8 protein-coding genes and 1 other RNA gene are annotated in these 17,771 nt (G+C 34.0%); 6 read left to right on the plus strand and 3 right to left on the minus strand.

Annotation, left to right across the window (positions count from 1 at the left end):
* Positions 1-7: 7 nt before the first annotated feature.
* The 3 genes from gpsB to LQ609_RS05385 all read left to right on the plus strand — a co-directional run bounded on the left by gpsB (position 8) and on the right by LQ609_RS05385 (position 1,945).
* The gene (gene gpsB / locus LQ609_RS05375; RefSeq protein WP_078356652.1) at positions 8-322 is read left to right on the plus strand and encodes a cell division regulator GpsB; all 315 of its coding nucleotides are present in this window, start codon (positions 8-10) and stop codon (positions 320-322) included.
* Between the two features lie 47 nt (positions 323-369).
* Positions 370-739: RNase P RNA component class B (rnpB, locus tag LQ609_RS05380), an RNA gene on the plus strand.
* Positions 740-820: 81 nt separating this feature from the next.
* On the plus strand, positions 821-1,945 hold the full coding sequence (locus tag LQ609_RS05385) for a THUMP domain-containing class I SAM-dependent RNA methyltransferase (RefSeq protein WP_078356653.1): 1,125 nt from the start codon (positions 821-823) through the stop codon (positions 1,943-1,945).
* A gap of 83 nt (positions 1,946-2,028) precedes the next feature.
* Here LQ609_RS05385 and LQ609_RS05390 read toward each other — a convergent pair whose 3' ends face one another.
* Together LQ609_RS05390 and LQ609_RS05395 are read right to left on the minus strand one after the other, a co-directional pair.
* Entirely contained in the window at positions 2,029-3,681 is a 1,653-nt protein-coding gene (locus LQ609_RS05390) for a b(o/a)3-type cytochrome-c oxidase subunit 1 (RefSeq protein ID WP_239734404.1), read from the minus strand.
* Entirely contained in the window at positions 3,678-4,157 is a 480-nt protein-coding gene (locus tag LQ609_RS05395) for a cytochrome c oxidase subunit II (RefSeq protein ID WP_239734405.1), read from the minus strand. Before LQ609_RS05395 ends, LQ609_RS05390 begins: the two co-directional genes overlap by 4 nt.
* A 285-nt stretch (positions 4,158-4,442) precedes the next feature.
* Between LQ609_RS05395 and LQ609_RS05400 the strand changes: the two genes are divergently transcribed.
* Both LQ609_RS05400 and LQ609_RS05405 read left to right on the plus strand, forming a co-directional pair.
* Entirely contained in the window at positions 4,443-7,871 is a 3,429-nt protein-coding gene (locus LQ609_RS05400; protein ID WP_239734406.1) for a dynamin family protein, read from the plus strand.
* An 11-nt stretch (positions 7,872-7,882) separates the two neighbouring features.
* Positions 7,883-8,767 carry a 5'-3' exonuclease gene (locus LQ609_RS05405; RefSeq protein WP_078356657.1) on the plus strand — a complete coding sequence of 295 codons (885 nt, stop codon included), beginning with the start codon at positions 7,883-7,885 and terminating at the stop codon, positions 8,765-8,767.
* A 31-nt stretch (positions 8,768-8,798) separates the two neighbouring features.
* On the opposite strand, the gene LQ609_RS05410 is transcribed toward LQ609_RS05405, so the two are convergent.
* Entirely contained in the window at positions 8,799-9,206 is a 408-nt protein-coding gene (locus LQ609_RS05410) for a ribonuclease HI family protein (RefSeq protein WP_078356658.1), read from the minus strand.
* Positions 9,207-9,658: 452 nt separating this feature from the next.
* Between LQ609_RS05410 and LQ609_RS05415 the strand changes: the two genes are divergently transcribed.
* The coding region (locus LQ609_RS05415) for a Rib/alpha-like domain-containing protein (RefSeq protein ID WP_239734407.1) at positions 9,659-17,771 on the plus strand (8,113 nt) is incomplete at its 3' end.

Here is a 17,771-nt window from a genome sequence, read left to right on the forward strand (position 1 = left end):
TGTAAATATGGCTGATGTAACATTAAAACTATCTGCTAAAGATATTTATGAAAAGGAATTCGAAAAAAGTTTAAGAGGCTTTAAAACTGAAGAAGTAGACGCTTTTTTAGATGACATTATTTCAGACTATCAAAAGATGGCTGACTTAAATAATGAAGTACTAAAGTTAACAGAAGAAAATTCTAAACTAAAAAAAGAAATCGAAGAGTTAAGATTGCGTGTTGCTTCAGGAAGACCACAAGGTTCACAACAATATAATTCTAATAATGTAGATATATTAAAGAGAATCTCTAATCTTGAAAAAGCTGTATTTGGTGAATAAATTATAGTTATTTTTCTCAGTTTATGCTATAATTCTAAGTCGAGTGGTATTTCGGATAATCGCTACATTATGTAGAGGAAAGTCCATGCTCACACATTCTGAGATGAATGTAGTGTTCGTGCTTGGCGAAACAATAAGCCAAGGCAATTAATTGACGGCAACGAAATAACCTAAGTTATTTATAATATGGTTAAAGTAGTTTGAAAGTGCCACAGTGACGTAGCTTCTACAGAAATGTAGAAGGTGGAACGCGGTAAACCCCTCGAGTGAGCAATCCAAAATTGGTAGGAGCACTTCTTTGACGGAAATGAACGGAATGAGAAGGTATGTAATCATACAGACAGATGATTATCACTGGCGTACGAGTGTAACTAGTACACGTTAGCAGTACTAAAGGACAAAACATGGCTTACAGATTTATCACTTACTAGTGTCGCTCTCCCAAGTAGGAGAGCTTTTTATTTGTAAATAATAATTTAAATATAAAGGAGTATATACATGTATCAATTACTCGCTACTAGTCCCATGGGATTAGAATCAATTGTTGCTAAAGAAGTTCAAGAATTAGGATATGAGACGACTGTAGAAAATGGTCGCGTATTATTCGAAGGTGACGAAAAAGCAATTGTTAAAGCAAATTTATGGTTAAGAACTGCTGATAGAGTCAAAATAGTAGTCGGAAGATTTAATGCAACAACTTTTGATGAACTATTCGAAAAGACAAAGTCACTACCATGGGAAAATGTTATTGGAGCTCAAGGCATGTTTCCAGTACAAGGCAAAAGCGTTAAATCTAAATTATTTAGTGTATCTGACTGCCAAGCAATCGTTAAAAAAGCGATAGTTGAAAGACTTAAACATGTATATAGCATTAAAGGTTGGATTGATGAATCTGGTAGTAAATATCAAGTAGAAGTATCATTGTTAAAAGACGAAGCGTTATTAACAATTGATACATCAGGTTCAGGACTTCATAAAAGAGGTTATCGCTTAGCACAAGGTGAAGCTCCAATGAAAGAAACGTTAGCAGCTGCACTCGTAAGATTAACAAACTGGAGTGGAGAAACACCATTTATAGATCCATTCTGTGGTTCAGGTACTCTTGCAATTGAAGCAGCTCTAATAGCTCAGAACATTGCACCAGGTTTCAATCGTAGCTTTGCAAGTGAAGAATGGGATATCATTCCAGAAGGCTTATATGATCAATTAAGACAAGAAGCAGATGAAGCAGCTTTATATGATAAAGAGATTGATATTGTGGCTAGCGATATAGACCCTAGAATGGTAGAAATAGCGAAAGCAAATGCTGTAGAAGTTGGACTAGGCGATATAATTAAATTTACTGTTCAAGATGTACATGATTTAGTAGTACCAGAAGGACCTGTTTCAATAATAGGGAATCCACCATACGGAGAACGTATAGGTGAACGAAGCGAAGTAGAAGCAATGTACAAACATTTAGGTGAAATATTAAACAAGAATAACCAAGTTTCATTATATATGTTAACGAGTTATAAAGAATTCGAACCTTTAGTAGGTACAAAAGCTACTAAGCGAAGAAAATTATTTAACGGTTATATCGAATGTACTTACTATCAATATTGGGGTAAGCGAAGTAAATAAAACATAAATAAAAAGATGAAACATCCAATTGTGGGTGTTTCATCTTTTTTGTATGAAGCGTACTTAATAAAATTTCAATTTACTTACCAAAGTTTACCTTCACCTAATCCTTTAGCGCCTGGTGGTGGATCTATAAACATTTGACCAATCGGAACTGTATAAGCTATTAGAATTAATAATACAGTAATGATGATTAGGAATCTCCAATTTTCGACAAGTTTAGTTACTGGTTGTTGCTCATCTAATGCTTCCGCAATTGGATATTCTTCTTCTCCTTTTGGTGATAAGAAAGTTAAGTGTATAAATATCATTACAACTAATATAATTGAAATAAATAGAATTGTTCCCCCAACGGCTTGTAAAACTTGATACGGGATCCACTCTGCCGCTTGTTTAGCGCCACCATATTCAGAAAAAGTCGATCTTCTTGGAGCACCTTTAAATAAACCTACATAGTGCATTGCACCACTCATAATTGTCATTCCGATAGCCCAAGTATAACCTTGTATAATTGCTAATTTATTAGTAAATTTAGTCAATTTTCTACCTGTACAATGAGGTATCAACCAGTACATTATGCCGAAGAAAGTTAATATAACAGCTGATGCGATTGTTAAATGGAAATGTCCAGTTACCCAAATCGTATTGTGTATAAGACCATTCATTTGTGCTGAAGCATTTACTAAGCCTCCAGCACCACCAGGTATAAATGCCAACATACCTAAGAAAGGTAATACAAATCTTGCATCGTTCCAAGGTAAAGATTTAAACCATGTAAATAATCCTTTATATCCTAAAGAACGCCCATGATGCTCGAAAGTTGCAAATAAACTAAATGCTGTCATAAATGAAGGTACTACTACCATAAATGTTAGAACTACTTGTAAATACTTCCATATATCATCAATTCCAGGTTCAACTAATTGGTGGTGTATCCCAACAGGAATACTGAAGAATAAGAAAAGCATAAATGACATTCTTGCTAAGTTATCTGAGAATGCTTTGCCGTTTATTACTTTCGGTACAATTGCATACCAACACATATAAGCTGGCAATAACCAGAAATAAACTAATGCATGTCCAAAATACCAAAATAATGTTCTACTTAAAGACACATCAACTCTTTCAACTAAACCTAAAGACCATGGTATTAATTGAAAAAGCACTGTTGCTGCAACCCCTAACGAACATACAATCCACATTACTCCATTTATTGCTACCATATAACTAAGTAAGGGAGATTTCTTACCTGGATAAGTTTTCTTAAATTCTCTATATTTCAAAATTTGGCCAATTACAGAAATCCAACTACCTACAACGACTAAAGCCATACCTACATAGAATATGACGTGTGCTTGTAATGGTGCATAAAAAGTATATAAAACTGTTGCCTTATTAAGTAACACCATTGTAGCAGCCATAAGCGTTCCAACAATCATAACAAAAAAGCCAATCCATCCTAATTTTCTTTGTACGGATGTTAAATGTCCACATGTTTTGGCTACTGCTGAATATTGAAACCCTAAAATAAAGAAAGTTGTAAGTACAAGTGCTAAAACAATACCGTGTACAGTCAAAATTTGATAATAAGAAATATTCTTAGGTAATTGTAATAAACCTGATCTTACGAAAGTTTGTAATAAACCTGCGAGTCCCCCTAGAATTAAACAACCAATTGCCACATACATATGTGCCATAACGAGTTTACTGTCTGACTTATTTAAACGTGTTATCATTTTTTATCCACAACCTTTATCATCGACTTCATATCTGCATGACCGACACCACAATATTCATTGCAGATGATCAAATATTCGCCTTTATCATTAAATGTCTTTGTATATTTACTAATGTGTCCTGGTTCAAGCATCATGTTAACGTTTGTTCCAGGTAAACTGAAGCCATGCAAAGTATCTTTACTTGTTGCAATGATTTTTACTTTCGAACCTTTAGGTATTTCTACTTTCCCAGGTTGATAATTAAAAGCTGAAGCGACTATTACTAGTTCATAGTCATAATCTTTATCATCCACTTTATTGAGACCCGGCTTATTAAAAGGTTCAATTTGATCGACTTTATCTGGATTTACATACTCTCTACCAGAAGCGGCTGGCTTATGTCCATTATGTAATCCAGTGATTATTAAAATTGCGAGAAACAATACTAAAGAAGCTGTTCCTATGGTTAACCATAACTTTTCATATTTATGCACAAATTTCACCCCTTACATTCTTATCAAAAATAAAATAAAACAAATCACCCATAATACTGCAAAAATTCCTCCCAATGTAAAAACTGAGTAGAGCGTGCCTCTTAGGTCGAGATCATCATGTGAATGGTCATCAGTTTTATTACTAAGGTCATTTTTTTGGACTGTCATATGATTCATCCTTTCTTATATTCTCTTCATTATTTATAATAGAATAGAGATAGAAAAAATAATGTGATGTAAATCACATTATTTAAATTATTTGTGCATAAATGAAGGGGAATTAAAATGGAAAGTAATCAAGAATCATTAGATTTACTCTATAAACTAAAAAAAGAAATTGAAAAATCATCAAATCAACAATTGATTAAACAAATCAATGAAATGATTAAGAAAGTATATAATGAACAATATACTGTTAGCTTTGTAGGTCATTTTTCAGCTGGAAAATCTACATTAATAAATAATGTTATCGGCCAAAGCATATTACCGAGTTCACCAGTGCCGACAACGAGTAATACCGCACAATTAATTTCATCAAATAAAAATAGTATTTCCGTCAATTTAAGTGATAACCAATATACAGTGGTGAATAACCAAGAAGATGTCAAAAGATTAAATACTGAAGATCGTAAGGTAGAATCAATCGAGATAGAGTTTACTTCTGATAAATTTAATAAAGGTTTCACTTTTCAAGATACGCCAGGTGTAGATTCTATGAGTGACAACCATAGAGAAAGTGCATTTCAATATTTACTGACTTCGAATTATGTTTTTTATACAGTAGACTATAACCACGTACAATCAGATATGAATTTCAATTTCATTAAGTCTCTTAACAAATTAGATATACCTGTTATTTTGCTAGTGAATCAAGTAGATAAACATGATGAAAATGAAATACCTTTTGATATATATAAACGTAGAGTTAATAAAGCAGTAACAGATTGGAAACTTAATTTAGAGAAAATATTCTATGTATCAAAGTATGAAACACCAAACAATGAAAAAGTTGAATTCAATGAATACATTCATCAACTTGATCAAAACAGAACTGAACATCAAGTATTTATTGAACGCGTAACAAATTATATTAAACAAGAGCAATTAGAATATATAAATCGTCATATGGAATCTATTCTTTCAGACATTGAATCAACTGAAGAAACATTTGATGAAGATTATCAAACATATAAAGAAAAATTCAACGTTCAAAATGAACAGTCTCTTATTCAAAATAAAGATCAATTCACATCAAATTTAAAAGAAAAGCGAAAAGAAATATTAGATAACGCTTATCTAATGCCTTACGAAATGAGAGAAACGATTCGTGTTTATTTAGAAACGACAGCTAAAGATTATAAAGTAAAAGGGTTATTCAACAAAGATAAGAAAAAAGAACTTATTCAAGAAGAAAAGTTAAATACGGTAAAAGAAGAATTAGATTTAAAAATACATGATGAAATAACAAAAGTATGGATTAAATCATTAGAACGTCTTAATAAATACATTAAAGATTCCAATCTTTTCGAAAAAATTATCAACCAACAATATACAATTTCTAAAGAAGAACTTGCTGAACATGTCCAAGAGCAAACGTCTATTACGAATGATTATGTAATTATATATACGAAAGGTATAGTAGATATCATCACTAGAAAAGTTCGTAATGATACAAATCAACTTATAGAAGAAATTGTGAATTCAAGTGAAGTGCATAATGAAACTAATGAAGATGCAAACCAGCTAAGTGAATATGAAGAATATATTGAATTCAAAAATTTAAAATCTTCTCTTATAACAAATAATTACCAGCACTACTATATTCATCTGGATGAATCTATTGATAAGTTAATTGATAGACATTTTGTACGTATTGAAGAAATAGATTTAGGAAATCAAATTGAGAAGAAACATCAATATAAAGTAGAAAGCTCAAAACAAAAAGAAAGTAATCTCGTTAATATAAATGAAAAATTAACAAAGTTGAAAAATCTTCCATTATTTGAAGGTGAAGTAGAAAACATTCATAACCAAGTTCAGCGTATAGAAAATAACATTACAAAAATCGCGGTATTTGGTACATTCAGTGCAGGGAAAAGTAGTTTAATTAATGCTATTTTAAGAAATCCTATATTATTAAGTTCACCAAACCCAACTACTGCAAGTATTACTGAAATTAGTTATGGAACAAAACAAGAAGTTACTTTTAAAACTTATTCTCAATTACTCGAAGAAATTAATCATATAACAGAATTTGCGAATAAAAATTATGATTCTATTGAGTCTTTTATAGAAGATAAAAATATAAAACAACATCCTTCTTTATCGAGTAATCATATAGCATTTTTTGAAGCTATTGAAACAAACTTCAAATATTATGAAGATACACTGAAAAAAGAGAAAGCCACTGAGTTTAAACTTGAAGAATTAGAAAAACTAACTGCAGATGATACGCACGCAGCATTTGTGCATAAAATTAATTTAAGACTTGAAGAAGAATGGTTAAAAGATAAAATTATTATCGATTCACCTGGATTAAATTCTAATAACCAAAGACACACGAGAGAAACTGAACAAATAATAGCTTCAAGTGATCTTATAATATATGTTAGCTATTACAACCATGCCTTTACAGATAAAGATGGCGAATTTTTAACTTATATGAGAGATATGAATAATTTGCAACAAACACAAGGATTAAAATTCGTTATTAATGCAATTGACTTAGCTGAATCCGAAGAAGATAAAAATGCAGTTATTTCATATGTCGAGTCCTCATTAGATGGATTAAACATTAAACCTGAATGTTATCCTGTATCTAGTAAACTCGCTATTAAAAATTATGACGACTATTTCAATAATTTCATGAACGCAATAGATCATTTTGTTAAAGTTGAAAGTAAAACTGTTCTACAATCTCAAGTAGAATCAAGAATTAATCAATTGATTAGTGAACTTGAAAGAATGGTCCATACGTATAGACAAGATAAAGCACAACTAGAAAAAAGAAATACTACATTACTTAAATATAAAGAAAAACAAAACTTCACTAATCAAATAGTTGTAAAATCGCATCATCAACTAGAAAAAGAAATTCATGATCAACTTTATTATTTGAAAGACCGATTAAATATACAACTAAACGATATTGTGAAAAAACATTTTAATACTTCTACTGTTACAGATGATTTTAAACAATCACTTCAAACAAGTACAAAACAATATGTCGATGATTTAAATCAAAAATTAAGTTTAGAAAGTTCACTCATAGTTGAAAGATTAAAGAACTTTTATTCAAGAACATTTGATGATTTGCTTACACCAACAATCGTTGAATTAAACGAAGCGTCAATATTAGTATCAAAGTTCAAACATGATTTTATCAATGAAATAAATCCAGAACCGATAAACATCAATATTCAAGACATCTCTAACCAAACAATTAGCTCCATTTCGAAAAAAGATTTGTTAAAAACATCTAAAGCTAAGGACGTACAAACATCAATATTAAATGATACAATGTCGTTATTAGATCAACCAATCGTCTACTTTAACAATGCTTTAACTAAAAATCTTGAAGGCTATGATAACTTAGCTGAACATTATATAGTAGATTACAACAAAGAAACGATTAAACTGATAGAATCATATTTATCTGTTAACATAGATAATAATGTCATAGAACAAATCGAAAAAGTCTTAAAAGAGATATAGAGGAGAACAAAATGGGAAATAAAATATTATTAATAGATGGAATGGCTTTATTATTTAGACATTTTTATGCTACAAGTATCCATAAGCAATTTATGAGAGATTCAAAAGGGATACCCACAAACGCGGTACAAGGTTTCGTTAGACATACGTATACAGTTATTAACGATATACAACCTTCACATGTTGCAGTATGTTGGGATATGGGTTCAAAAACATTTCGTAACGACATGTTTGAAGCTTATAAGTCTAACCGAGTTGCACCACCAGAAGAGATGATACCTCAATTTGATAGAGCGAAAGAGATTGCTGAAAAATTAGGAATGTTTAACTTAGGTATAACTAATTATGAAGCGGATGATGTTATCGGTACGATTAGTAAGAAGGCACAAGAAAAAGGGTACGAAACATACGTAGTAAGTGGTGACCGTGATTTATTGCAATGTATTGATACAAACGTTAACATCTGGCTAACAAAAAAAGGATTCAATATATATAATAAATATGATATCCATAAATTTAGAGAAGAATATGGTCTTGAGCCACATCAATTAGTAGATGTAAAAGCATTTATGGGTGACACTGCTGACGGATATCCAGGTGTTAAAGGAATAGGTGAGAAGACTGCAATAAAACTTATTCAACAATATCAATCAGTTGAAAATGTTATAGAAAATATTGATGAATTAACTGCAGGACAACAAAATAAAATCATCACATATAGAGATGATTTAGCCATGTCCAAACGACTAGCTCAAATTCATACAGATGTACCACTTGAAACAGAAGACTTATTAAATAAAATGACATACAACCATCATATAGAAAATTCTATTAATATTTGTAATGAACATGAACTGTTTGTTTCAAGTAAATATTTAATGAATAACTTTTCATAATAATAACCGCCAACAATGTAGTTGGCGGTTATTATTTTTTATTTCGTTTTTTCAAATGCTTTCTTAATGCAGTTTGTGCTAATTGGTTAGCTTCTTTATTTTGTACTCTTGGTATCCATTTAACAAATACTAAATCAAATTTCTGTTGCAATTGTTTATATTCATTAAAATACGATTTAAACATTTCATTCTTCACAAAATTTTTCTCTATACTATCACCAATCAATTTTGAATCTGTATACACTAGAGCATTATTAACATTTAATTCAGCAGCATGCTTAAGTGATAAGATAAATGCTTCCCACTCAGCACGATGGTTATCCATCAATCCTAAACTTTCCGTAAAATAATGCCTCTCATTATCTACTATAATTACAATTCCACATGTACTTTCTCCAGGATTACCTTTAGTCGCTGCATCAAAATAAATTTGTGACACTAATATCATCTCTTTCAATTAAATTCATCATTATATCTAATTTACATGAACATCTAGCATAGTTCAATTAAATACAAGTGAGCATACAGGAATAATATTTGAATACGACATACTATAAAGAAATATTATAGCTCTTAAAATTTATATAAATATTTTATAGAGATTTAAAAATATAGTATTTTATTCGCACAATAAAGATGATATAATATTTTGGAACAAAATTTAATTTTGTTCCATATCAAATATGTGAATAGTTTATATGGAAGGAGAGTAATTTAATATCACCATTCACATATTGCTAGTGTGAAACTTAGCTCATATATCTTAGATTCATTTAGAGATTTTTTGAACACATTACTAGTGAGATAAAAATAAAATAGTTACATAAGAATCATCGTATGAGTAAAGTAGCACTCCAATTTAAATTATTATCTATGAAAAGGAGATTGCTAATGGACAATCAACGGCGATTACAAAAGTTTAGTATTCGAAAGTATACTATTGGTACATGCTCAATATTAATCGGCACACTTTTATTTCTTGGTAATCCATCAGATAAAGCTTTTGCATCAGAAAAAAATATAGATGTTACCAATCAAGAAGAATCAGTAAAACCTACAGAAACAACAAATGATACAAGTAATGAACTATCAAATCAAAACACAAACGAAAATGTAGAACAGAATAATGAAGCACCAACTGATAAAATAAAAACAAATGAACAAATAGAAGAACAATCTATAGTTGAAGAAACAGATAATCAAACTTCAAAAGTGGAGAATGAAACAACACAAGAAGAAAAAAATACAGAAAATTCAACTTATAAAGAGGAAAACACATTAAACAAAGATACGATTGTTACTAAAGAAAATAATAAAGAATTAGATAAACCTGTAAATAATGTAAACCAATCTATCAAGGCGTCAACTACGACAAATTCAGTAGATCAACATAATTCATCACCTCAACAAACGCCACATTCAGAAATAAAAACAAATTTAACTGAACCTGAAAATAATAAAAAAACAATTATAGTGAAAAACAATTCAAATGAAGCAATTCAAAATAGAAATAATAATGAGATAAATAACACAAATAATAATGATAATAATGTGACACCTAAAATAGTTAAAGCTACTGAAGTCCGTACTAATAAAATGACTGTTGAAGAATTTAAGAAATTAAGTCCAAGAGAGATTTTTTCAATTGATTTTGAAGAACTTAAGAAGTTAAATATTCAAACTTTCTATTCTGATTTAACAAGAGCACAACAAAAAGCATTAGCGTTAAATAAATCTTTCCAATCATATTACGGAAATATTTATCCTGCTCCTAGTTTATCAATGTTTAGAGCTGCTCAAGGACCATATCCAACAGGTATTGCTCAAGAATATGACTTTGGTCCTCTGGGCGATAGAGACTTTGGTGGTAATAACCAAGGAGACCAATTCCACTTACTTGCTGCTATGCAATTAGAAAACGTAGCACGTGAAGGTGATAATGCGGTTATAAGATATAAAATTAGATTCAATGACAACAGTGCCAATAGAGGAAGTATGAAATATTATTTCGCTGCAAGTGAAGGAAATATTAAAATTCTTCGTTTAGAAAAAAATGGACAAAGTATAAATACAAACAATGTTTATACCGAGGATTTAAATAAGACATTTAAATTAAAGAGACCTCAAATATATAATGATATAACAAGAGATTTCATCCATCCTCTTACATCACAAGTTAAAGTAGTTTATGGAAAACGTTCTGATAAAATTATTGTGGAATTTGAAGTAAGAGTACCATTAACAACTTTACTTTCAAAATATGAAGACCCAACAGATACATCAACTGGTGATCATAAATTCAAATCATTTGTTATTGGTGCTGGTGGATTGAATACTGCTATTAGAAACAAACAAAATACATTTAGAGTTAGAGGTGTTTATAACACCACTATTAGTCCTACTATTCATACAGATCTAACTGAAAAAGCTAATACCAAAACTCCTGTTGTTGTATATTCATTACCAGGATTAGCAATTAAATTATACGATAAAAGTAATAATGTAATTGGTGAAGGTATTGTCCAATCAAATGGTAAAGCACCTATAACACCGACAGTAGATATTCCTGCCGGAGATGTTACAGCAAGAATAGTAACCAAAGGAAGAGAATTGTTTCCGAGTGCTCCAAAAGTCGCTACTCGTAAAGAAACAGATGCAGATAGACATAATCCAACTGCTATTAACCAAACAGTAGAGATAAATGAAACACCATCTGTCGATCAATCAATCAGTTTACCTTCTGGAACACCAAATGGTACAAGATATGAGTATATAACACAAATAGATACGCAAACTGTAGGTGATAAAAACGCTACAGTACGAGTAACATACCCAGATAACAGTTACGATGATGTGCCAGTAGTAATTGAAGTTATAGACACGACACCACCTGTAGCTCCAACTCTACAAAATAAAACTAATGAAAAAGATGTAGCTATACAACCAATAACAATTCCTAACGCGACAGATAATAGCGGTGATGTAGAACCAACTAGCATAACAGGTTTACCTCCAGGGCTAACTTATAACAGTCAAACTAAGCAAATTACCGGTACACCAACAACTGAAGGTACAAGTAGAATATCTGTTGAATATGTAGATCCAAGTGGAAATAGTATAGGTAAAAATTTCAAATTCACCGTTGTAGATACAACACCTCCAAATAAACCTGTCATTCAAACAGACTTAACTGGTAAAGCTGGTACGACTCCAACTATTGCTGTTAACGCTGAACCAAGATCTAATGTAAAATTATACGATAAAGATGGCAATAAGATTGGTGAAGGGGTCGCAAATGATCAAGGTGTTGCTCAAATAACACCGACAACTCCTTTAACTGAAGGTAATATCACAGCGAAAGCGACCGATAATGCAGCTACACCAAATACCTCTGTTGCTTCTGATCCAATCAAAGCGACAGATACAACGCCACCAGCTAAACCTGTCATCACAACAGACTTAACTGGTAAAGCTGGTACAACACCAACTATTTCAGTTAATGCAGAAGCAGGATCTAATGTTGAATTATTCGATAAAGATGGAAATAAAATTGGTCAAGGTGTGGCGAATAATCAAGGTGTGGCAGAAATTACACCAACAACACCTTTAACTGAAGGTAATGTCACAGCGAGAGCAACCGATAACGCAGAATCACCAAACACTTCTGTCGCATCTGACCCAATCAAGGCTACAGATACAACGCCACCTGCTAAACCAGTTATCATAACAGATTTAGCAGGCAAAGCAGGAACTACGCCAACTATTTCTGTAAATGCAGAACCAGGTTCTAATGTTGAAATCTTTAATAAAGACGGAAACAAAATTGGTGAAGCTAAAGCGAATAATCAAGGTATCGCTCAAATTACGCCGACTACACCACTGTCTGAAGGTAATATTACAGCGAAAGCAACAGATAATGCGGAAATACCGAATACGTCTGATGTTTCAGATCCAGTCAAGGCAACAGATACGACGGCTCCGGCTAAACCTGTCATTACTACAGATTTAACAGGCCAAGCTCATATGACGCCAACTATTTCTGTGAATGCAGAAGCAGGATCTAATGTTGAATTATTCGATAAAGACGGAAATAAAATTGGTGAAGCTAAGGCGAATGACCAAGGTGTCGCTCAAATTACGCCGACTACGCCACTGCCTGAAGGTAATATCACAGCGAAAGCAACGGATAATGCGGAAACGCCGAATACTTCTGTCGCTTCTGACTCAATGAAAGCAACAGACACAACAGCACCGGCTAAACCTGTCATTACTACAGACTTAACGAATAAAGCTGGTACAACTCCAACTATTTCTGTAAATGCTGAACCTAATTCAAAAGTTGAAATCTTTGATAAAGACGGAAATAAAATTGGTGAAAGTAAGGCTAACAACCAAGGTATCGCTCAAATAACATCTACAATGCCATTACCTGAAGGTAATATTACTGCTAAAGCGACAGATAATGCTGAATCACCGAATACTTCTGACGCTTCTGATCCAGTCAAGGCAACAGATACAATACCTCCAGTTAAACCTGTTATCATAACAGATTTAACAAGCAAAGCAGGAACTACGCCAACTATTTCTGTAAATGCTGAACCTAATTCAAAAGTTGAAATCTTTGATAAAAGTGGAAACAAAATTGGTGAAGCTAAGGCGAATGATCAAGGTGTCGCTCAAATCACGCCGACTACGCCATTACCTGAAGGTAATATTACGGCCAAAGCAACGGATAACGCAGAAACACCGAATACTTCTGATGCTTCTGATCCAGTCAAGGCAACTGATACGACTGCTCCGGCTAAACCTGTTATTACTACAGACTTAACTGGACAAGCTTATATGACGCCAACTATTTCTGTGAATGCAGAAGCAGGATCTAATGTTGAATTATTCGATAAAGACGGAAATAAAATTGGTGAAGCTAAGGCGAATGACCAAGGTGTCGCTCAAATTACGCCGACTACGCCACTGCCTGAAGGTAATATCACAGCCAAAGCAACGGATAATGCTGAAACGCCGAATACGTCTGACGCTTCTGATCCAGTCAAAGCAACAGACACAACAGCTCCGGCTAAACCAGTTATAACAACTGACTTAACGGGTAAAGCAGGTACTACAGAACCAATTACAGTCACTACTGACCCTGGGTCAAATGTAGAATTATTTGATAAGGATGGAAACAAAATTGGTGAGGGTATCGTAAATGACCAAGGTGTGGCTGAAATTACGCCAACTAGACCATTACCTGAAGGTAATATCACAGCGAAAGCGACAGATAATGCAGAAACACCGAATTCGTCTGATGCTTCTAATCCAATCAAGGCAACAGATACAACGGCTCCAGTTAAACCTGTCATCATAACAGATTTAACAAGCAAAGCAGGAACTACGCCAACTATTTCTGTAAATGCTGAACCTAATTCAAAAGTTGAAATCTTTGATAAAAGTGGAAACAAAATTGGTGAAGCTAAGGCGAATGATCAAGGTGTCGCTCAAATCACGCCGACTACGCCATTACCTGAAGGTAATATTACGGCCAAAGCAACGGATAACGCAGAAACACCTAATACTTCTGATGCTTCTGATCCAATCAAGGCAACTGATACGACTGCTCCGGCTAAACCTGTTATTACTACAGACTTAACTGGACAAGCTTATATGACGCCAACTATTTCTGTGAATACAGAACCTAATTCAAAAGTTGAAATCTTTGATAAAGGTGGAAACAAAATTGGTGAGGCTGTCGCAAATAATCAAGGTATCGCTCAAATTACGCCGACTACACCATTACCTGAAGGTAATATTACTGCGAAAGCGACTGATAATGCTGAAACGCCGAATACGTCTGACGCTTCTGATCCAGTCAAAGCAACAGACACAACAGCTCCGGCTAAACCAGTTATAACAACTGACTTAACGGGTAAAGCAGGTACTACAGAACCAATTACAGTCACTACTGACCCTGGGTCAAATGTAGAATTATTTGATAAGGATGGCAACAAAATTGGTGAGGGTATCGTAAATGACCAAGGTGTGGCTGAAATTACGCCAACTAGACCATTACCTGAAGGTAATATCACAGCGAAAGCGACAGATAATGCAGAAACACCGAATTCGTCTGATGCTTCTAATCCAATCAAGGCAACAGATACAACGGCTCCAGTTAAACCTGTCATCATAACAGATTTAACAAGCAAAGCATGGACGACAAATTCGATTGTTGTAAATGCTGAACCTAATTCAAAGGTTGAAATCTTTGATAAAAATGGCAATAAGATTGGTGAGGCTGTGGCGAATAATCAAGGTGTGGCTGAAATTATGCCAACAACACCATTACCTGAAGGTAATATCACAGCGAAAGCAACGGATAATGCAGAAGCACCTAATACATCTGACGCTTCTGATCCAGTTAAGGCAACTGATACAACGGCTCCGGTTAAACCTGTCATCACAACTGATTTAACTGGTAAAGCTCATATGACACCAACGATTTCTATAAACGCTGAACGAGGTTCTAATGTTGAATTATTCGATAAGGATGGCAATAAAATCGGTGAGGGTGTCACAAATGATCAAGGTGTCGCTGAAATTACGCCAACTAGACCATTACCTGAAGGTAATATTACGGCGAAATCGACGGATAATGCGGAATCACCAAATACATCTGATGCTTCTGACCCAATCAAAGCGACAGATACAACGGCTCCGGTTAAACCTGTTATCACTACAGACTTAACAGGCCAAGCTCATATGACGCCAACGATTTCTGTGAATGCTGAGCCAGGTTCTAATGTTGAATTATTCGATAAAGATGGCAATAAGATTGGTAAGGGTGTCACAAATGATCAAGGTGTGGCTGAAATCACGCCAACAAAACCATTACCTGAAGGTGATATTACAGCGAAAGCAACGGATAATGCGGAATCACCAAATACATCTGATGCTTCTGATCCAGTCAAGGCAACTGATACAACAGCGCCAGTTAAACCTGTTATCACTACAGACTTAACAGGCAAAGGTGGTACGAAAGATCCTATTGTAGTAAACGCTGAACCTCATTCTAAAGTAGAATTGTTCGATAAAGATGGTAATAAGATTGGTGAAGGCATCGCCAATGATCAAGGTGTTGCTGAAATTACACCAACTATTCCATTACCTGAAGGTAATATCACAGCTAAAGCGACAGACAATGCGGAAACGCCAAATACGTCTGATGCTTCGGATCCAGTTAAATCAAAAGATATAACACCGCCAAGTAAACCTCTGATTCAAACAGACTTAACTGATAAAGGTGGTACAAAAGATCCAATTACAGTGACTACTGACCCTGGAAATAAAGTTGAAATCTTCGATAAAGATGGCAATAAGATTGGTGAGGGTGTCGCTAACGATCAAGGTGTCGCTGAAATTATACCGACAACGCCATTACCTGAAGGTAATATCACAGCCAAAGCAACGGATAATGCAGAAACACCGAATACGTCTGATGCTTCTGACCCAGTAAAATCAAAAGATACAACACCACCAAGTAAACCTGTCATTCAAACAGATTTAACTGATAAAGGTGGCACAAAAGATCCAATTGTAGTAAACGCTGAATCTCATTCTAAAGTAGAATTGTTCGATAAAGATGGTAATAAGATTGGTGAAGGCATCGCTAATGATCAAGGTGTTGCTGAAATTACACCAACTATGCCATTACCTGAAGGTAATATCACAGCCAAAGCAACGGATAATGCGGAAACGCCAAATACGTCTGACGCTTCTGACCCAATCAAGGCGACAGATACAACTGCGCCAACTAAACCTGTGATTCAAACAGACTTAACTGATAAAGGTGGTACGAAAGATCCAATTACAGTGACTACTGATCCAGGATCTAAAGTAGAATTGTTCGATAAAGATGGCAATAAGATTGGTGAGGGCATCGTCAATGATCAAGGTGTCGCTGAAATTACGCCAACTATGCCATTACCTGAAGGTAATATTACGGCGAAAGCAACGGATAATGCAGAAACACCGAATACGTCTGATGCTTCTGACCCAGTAAAATCAAAAGATACAACACCACCAAGTAAACCTGTCATTCAAACAGATTTAACTGATAAAGGTGGCACAAAAGATCCAATTGTAGTAAACGCTGAACCTCATTCTAAAGTAGAATTGTTCGATAAAGATGGCGATAAGATCGGTGAGGGCATCGCCAATGATCAAGGTGTCGCTGAAATTACGCCAACTATGCCATTACCTGAAGGTAATATCACAGCCAAAGCAACGGATAACGCAGAAACACCGAATACGTCTGATGCTTCGGATCCAGTCAAAGCGAAAGATACAACACCTCCAACTAAACCTGTTATTACTACAGACTTAACTGATAAAGGTGGTACGAAAGATCCAATTACAGTGACTACTGATCCAGGATCTAAAGTAGAATTATTCGATAAAAATGGCAATAAGATTGGTGAGGGTGTCGCTAATGATCAAGGTGTCGCTGAAATTACACCGACAACGCCATTACCTGAAGGTAATATCACGGCTAAAGCGACAGATAATGCGGAAACGCCGAATACGTCTGACACTTCTGAACCAGTCAAATCGAAAGATACAACGCCGCCTACTAAACCTGTGATTCAAACAGATTTAAATGATAAAGGTGGTACAAAAAATCCAATTACAGTGACTACTGACCCTGGAAATAAAGTTGAAATCTTCGATAAAGATGGCAATAAGATTGGTGAGGGTGTCGCTAACGATCAAGGTGTCGCTAAAATTACACCGACAACGCCATTACCTGAAGGTAATATCACAGCCAAAGCAACGGATAATGCAGAAACACCGAATACGTCTGACACTTCTGAACCTGTCAAATCGAAAGATACAACACCTCCAACTAAACCTGTTATTACTACAGACTTAACTGATAAAGGTGGTACGAAAGATCCAATTACAGTGACTACTGATCCAGGATCTAAAGTAGAATTGTTCGATAAAGATGGCA

Origin of the sequence: Mammaliicoccus sp. G-M28 (genome assembly GCF_022386595.1) — a bacterium.
GTDB classification, from domain to species: domain Bacteria; phylum Bacillota; class Bacilli; order Staphylococcales; family Staphylococcaceae; genus Mammaliicoccus; species Mammaliicoccus fleurettii.

Bases quoted from the DNA above. Each gene is read 5' to 3' on its own strand.
- gpsB (WP_078356652.1), top strand. From the start codon at position 8: ATGGCTGATGTAACATTAAAACTATCTGCTAAAGATATTTATGAAAAG.
- LQ609_RS05385 (WP_078356653.1), top strand. From the start codon at position 821: ATGTATCAATTACTCGCTACTAGTCCCATGGGATTAGAATCAATTGTT.
- LQ609_RS05390 (WP_239734404.1), bottom strand. From the start codon at position 3,681: ATGATAACACGTTTAAATAAGTCAGACAGTAAACTCGTTATGGCACAT.
- LQ609_RS05400 (WP_239734406.1), top strand. From the start codon at position 4,443: ATGGAAAGTAATCAAGAATCATTAGATTTACTCTATAAACTAAAAAAA.
- LQ609_RS05405 (WP_078356657.1), top strand. From the start codon at position 7,883: ATGGGAAATAAAATATTATTAATAGATGGAATGGCTTTATTATTTAGA.